Consider the following 4,625-nt stretch of genomic DNA (forward strand, 5'->3'; position numbering starts at 1 on the left):
CACTCGACCCGCACCGGCCAGTACAAGATCTTCAAGGAGTACACCCGCCTGGTCGACGACCAGAGCGAGCGGATGGCCTCCCTGCGCGGGCTGCTGAAGTTCCGCTCCGACGTGCGCGCCCCGGTGCCGCTGGAGGAGGTCGAGCCGGCCAGCGAGATCGTCAAGCGCTTCTCGACGGGGGCGATGAGCTACGGATCGATCTCCGCGGAGGCGCATGAGACGCTCGCCATCGCGATGAACCGGCTGGGCGGGCGCTCCAACAGCGGTGAGGGCGGCGAGGACGTCGGCCGGTTCGACCGCGACCCGAACGGGGATTGGCGCCGCAGCGCGATCAAGCAGGTCGCCTCCGGGCGCTTCGGTGTCACGTCGCACTACCTGACCAACTGCACCGATATCCAGATCAAGATGGCCCAAGGCGCCAAACCTGGTGAGGGAGGTCAGCTTCCGGGACACAAGGTCTACCCGTGGGTCGCCGAGGTGCGCCACTCCACCCCCGGTGTCGGGCTGATCTCGCCGCCGCCGCACCACGACATCTACTCCATCGAGGATCTGGCGCAGCTGATCCACGACCTGAAGAACGCCAACCCCTCGGCGCGGGTGCACGTCAAACTCGTGTCCGAGAACGGCGTGGGCACCGTGGCCGCGGGCGTGTCCAAGGCGCACGCCGACGTGGTGCTGATTTCGGGGCACGACGGTGGGACGGGCGCGACCCCGCTCACCTCGATGAAGCATGCCGGGGCACCGTGGGAGCTCGGCCTGGCCGAGACGCAGCAGACGTTGCTGCTCAACGGGTTACGCGACCGGATCGTCGTCCAGGTCGACGGACAGCTGAAGACGGGCCGCGACGTGATGATCGCGGCGCTGCTGGGCGCGGAGGAATTCGGATTCGCCACCGCGCCGTTGGTGGTGTCGGGCTGCATCATGATGCGCGTGTGTCACCTGGACACGTGCCCGGTCGGTGTGGCAACCCAGAACCCGCTGCTGCGCGAGCGTTTCAACGGCAAGCCCGAATTCGTCGAGAACTTCTTCATGTTCATCGCCGAGGAAGTCCGGGAATACATGGCACAGTTGGGTTTCCGCAGCTTCAACGAGGCGGTCGGGCAGGTCGGTTCGCTGGACGCGACCCTGGCGCGCGCGCACTGGAAGGCGCACCGGCTGGATCTGGCGCCGGTGCTGCACGAGCCGGAGTCGGCCTTCATGAACCAGGACCTGTACTGTAGCTCCAGTCAGGACCACGGCCTGGACAAGGCACTCGATCAGCAGTTGATCGTGATGAGCCGCGAGGCACTGGATTCCGGCAGGCCCGTGCGGTTCTCCACCACGATCAGCAACGTCAACCGCACCGTGGGAACCATGCTCGGCCACGAGTTGACGAAAGCCTATGGGGAGCAGGGCTTGCCGGATGGAACCATCGACATCACTTTCGAGGGTTCTGCAGGAAACAGCTTCGGGGCGTTCGTGCCCCGGGGGATCACGTTGCGTGTGTACGGTGACGCCAACGACTACGTCGGCAAGGGGCTGTCCGGTGGCCGGATCGTGGTGCGACCGTCAGATGATGCCCCGCAGGACTACGTCGCCGAGGACAACATCATCGGAGGCAATGTCATCTTGTTCGGTGCGACCAGCGGGGAGGTTTTCTTGCGTGGCGTGGTCGGCGAGCGATTCGCGGTCCGCAACTCCGGGGCACACACGGTGGTAGAGGGCGTAGGCGATCACGGGTGCGAATACATGACCGGGGGCAAGGTCGTCATCCTTGGCCGCACCGGCCGTAACTTCGCCGCCGGCATGTCCGGCGGGGTGGCCTACGTCTACGATCCGGACACCGAACTGCCGCAACACCTCAACGCCGAGATGGTCGAACTCGAGAGCCTCGAACCCGACGACGAGGAATGGCTGCACGGCATGATCCAGGCACACGTCGACAACACCGATTCCGCAGTCGGCCAGCGAATCCTGGCCGACTGGCCCGGGCAGCGGCGGCACTTCGCGAAGGTGATGCCGCGGGATTACAAGCGGGTGCTGCAGGCCATCGCCGAGGCCGAGCGCGACGGCGTGGACGTCGACAAGGCGATCATGGCGGCCGCACATGGCTGACCCGACCGGCTTCCTGAAATTCACGCATCGGGAGCTGCCTAAGCGCAGGCCAGTCGCGCTTCGGTTGCGCGACTGGAACGAGGTCTACGAGGATTTCGACCACGAGACGTTGCGCGAGCAGGCGACCCGCTGCATGGACTGCGGTATTCCGTTCTGCCACAACGGCTGTCCGCTTGGCAACTTGATCCCTGAGTGGAATGACCTGGTCCGCAACGGCAGATGGCGTGATGCCATCGAACGGTTGCACGCCACCAACAACTTCCCCGATTTCACCGGCCGGCTGTGCCCGGCGCCCTGCGAGCCCGCCTGCGTGCTCGGCATCAACCAGGATCCGGTGACGATCAAGCAGATCGAACTCGAGACCATCGACAGGGCGTTCGAGGAAGGATTCGTGGTTCCGCTGCCCCCCGACACCCGCACCGGCAAGACCGTCGCGGTGGTGGGCTCGGGGCCGGCGGGCCTGGCCGCGGCTCAGCAACTCACCCGGGCCGGTCACAGTGTCACCGTGTTCGAGCGTGCCGACCGCATCGGCGGCCTGCTGCGCTACGGCATCCCGGAGTTCAAGATGGAAAAGCGCGTCCTGGACCGCCGGCTGGACCAGATGCGCGCCGAGGGAACCGAATTTCGCCCCGGGGTCAACGTCGGGGTCGACCTCACCGTCGAAACGCTGCGCGCCGACTTCGACGCGGTGGTGCTCGCCGGAGGGGCCACCGCCTGGCGTGAGCTGCCGGTTCCCGGGCGCGAACTGGACGGTATCCACCAGGCGATGGAGTTCTTGCCCTGGGGCAACCGGCAGGCGTTGGGCGACCTGGACGAGTCCGAGATCGGGCCGGACGGCCACCCGCCGGTCACCGCCAAGGGCAAAAAGGTCATCATCATCGGTGGCGGTGACACCGGAGCCGACTGCCTGGGGACCGTGCACCGGCAGGGCGCGCTCGCGGTGCACCAGTTCGAGATCATGCCGCGCCCGCCGGACACCCGCGCGCCATCCACACCCTGGCCGACTTACCCGCTGATGTATCGAGTCTCCTCGGCGCACGAAGAGGGCGGCGAACGGTTGTTCTCGGTGAACACCGAGGAGTTCGTCGGCACCGATGGCCACGTGACCGCGCTCAAGGCGCACGAGGTGACCATGCAGGACGGCAAGTTCGTCAAGGTCGAGGGTTCCGATTTCGAGCTCGAGGCCGACCTGGTGCTGCTGGCGATGGGATTCGTCGGGCCCGAGAAGACGGGCCTGCTCGCCGATCTCGGGGTCAAGCTCACCGAGCGTGGTAACGTCGCGCGCGGAGCCGATTTTGAGACGTCGGTTCCCGGTGTTTTCGTCGCCGGCGATATGGGCCGGGGCCAGTCGCTGATCGTCTGGGCGATTGCCGAGGGCAGGGCCGCGGCCGCGGGTGTGGACCACTACCTGATGGGGTCGACCGCGCTACCGGCGCCCGTCAAGCCGACCGCGGTGCCGCTCCAGTGATCACATCAGCAACGGCAGAAGCTCACGTAATAAAATCGGCGAGTCTGGCTCCGTTTGCCGGACGGCGGGTGTGTAATTATTTACCAGGGGGTTCCATCGCATCACGGACCAGGTGGAGTTCCGCTGTACGGACTGATTGCAGGAGTTAGCACTGTGCACGTCAACCCGGTGCCCCAGTCGCGGGTGGGCCGAATCGCCTGGTCATTGTTTCGTCACCCGGTGAAAAGTCGCGAATTTCCGGCCAAGAACGAACGCCTGGTCACCGCCGAAGAGATGTTGCAGTTCGGCGCGTAACCGGACCTCACTACGCCATGGTCGGCGCGTGGTGAGTTTGCTCGCCGGCGTCGCGCCGTTACCCGGCCCCATCCCACAGGCCTGAATCCCGGATCGCCTCGGCCATCGGTTCCAGCACCGCGGGGTCGTGCGGCGGCACGATGTAGACGATGCCCAGCTCCAGCCCTTCGGCGGCCAGCGCGGCCGCGTCGTCGAGGACCTTCCGGTAGTTTCGCTCCCGGTCGAGCCCGAGGTGCGCGGACAGGGTGATCTCTTTCGGGTCGCGCCCGATGTCAGCGCAGCGTGCGGCAAGCACGTCGCGCTTGCGGGCGAAGTCCTCGGGTGAGCCGCCGGCGAAGTTCCAGTGCTGGGCATAGCGCGCGGTGATCGGCAGGGTGCGCTTCTCACCGCTGCCGCCGATGCAGATCGGCGGGTGCGGGCGCTGCGGCCCCTTGGGCTCGTTGCGCGCGCCCTCGAGGTGGTAGTACGTGCCGTCGAAGTCGGTGGTCTCCTGGCTGAGCAGGCTGATCAGCACTTGGCATGCCTCCTCGAACCGGTCGAAGCGTTCCCGGATGCCGCCCAGCTCGATGCCGTAGGCACCCGACTCCTCCTCGTTCCAGCCGGCGCCGATTCCCAGCTCGAGCCGCCCGCCGGAGATGATGTCGAGCGCGGCGGCCATGTTGGCCAGCACGGCGGGGTGGCGGTAGTGGACGCCGGTGACCAGCGTGCCCAGTCGCAGCCGGCTGGTGGCCTGGGCCAGTGCCGTCAGCGTCGTCCAGCCCTCCAGGCA

The 4,625-nt window shown here is 66.8% G+C and carries 4 protein-coding genes; 3 read left to right on the forward strand and 1 reads right to left on the reverse strand.

Translation table 11 applies throughout. The features are described from left to right. The 3 genes from ACOJVU_RS05625 to ACOJVU_RS05635 form a co-directional block, all read left to right on the forward strand. A partial coding sequence (locus tag ACOJVU_RS05625; protein ID WP_421528867.1) for a glutamate synthase-related protein occupies nucleotides 1–2,094 on the forward strand: 2,094 nt, incomplete at its 5' end. After that, nucleotides 2,087–3,562, forward strand: coding sequence for a glutamate synthase subunit beta (locus tag ACOJVU_RS05630; protein ID WP_421528868.1), 1,476 nt, complete (start codon nucleotides 2,087–2,089; stop codon nucleotides 3,560–3,562). The genes ACOJVU_RS05625 and ACOJVU_RS05630, both read left to right, overlap by 8 nt. Before the next feature lie 153 nt (nucleotides 3,563–3,715). Next, nucleotides 3,716–3,856: a hypothetical protein gene (locus tag ACOJVU_RS05635; protein WP_421528869.1), complete on the forward strand. Its 141-nt coding sequence runs from the start codon at nucleotides 3,716–3,718 to the stop codon at nucleotides 3,854–3,856. 58 nt (nucleotides 3,857–3,914) lie between these two features. On the opposite strand, the gene ACOJVU_RS05640 is transcribed toward ACOJVU_RS05635, so the two are convergent. Then, on the reverse strand, nucleotides 3,915–4,625 hold a 711-nt coding region (locus ACOJVU_RS05640; RefSeq protein ID WP_421528870.1), incomplete at its 5' end, for an LLM class F420-dependent oxidoreductase.

Source organism: Mycobacterium sp. THU-M104, from assembly GCF_049197365.1.
GTDB lineage: Bacteria > Actinomycetota > Actinomycetes > Mycobacteriales > Mycobacteriaceae > Mycobacterium.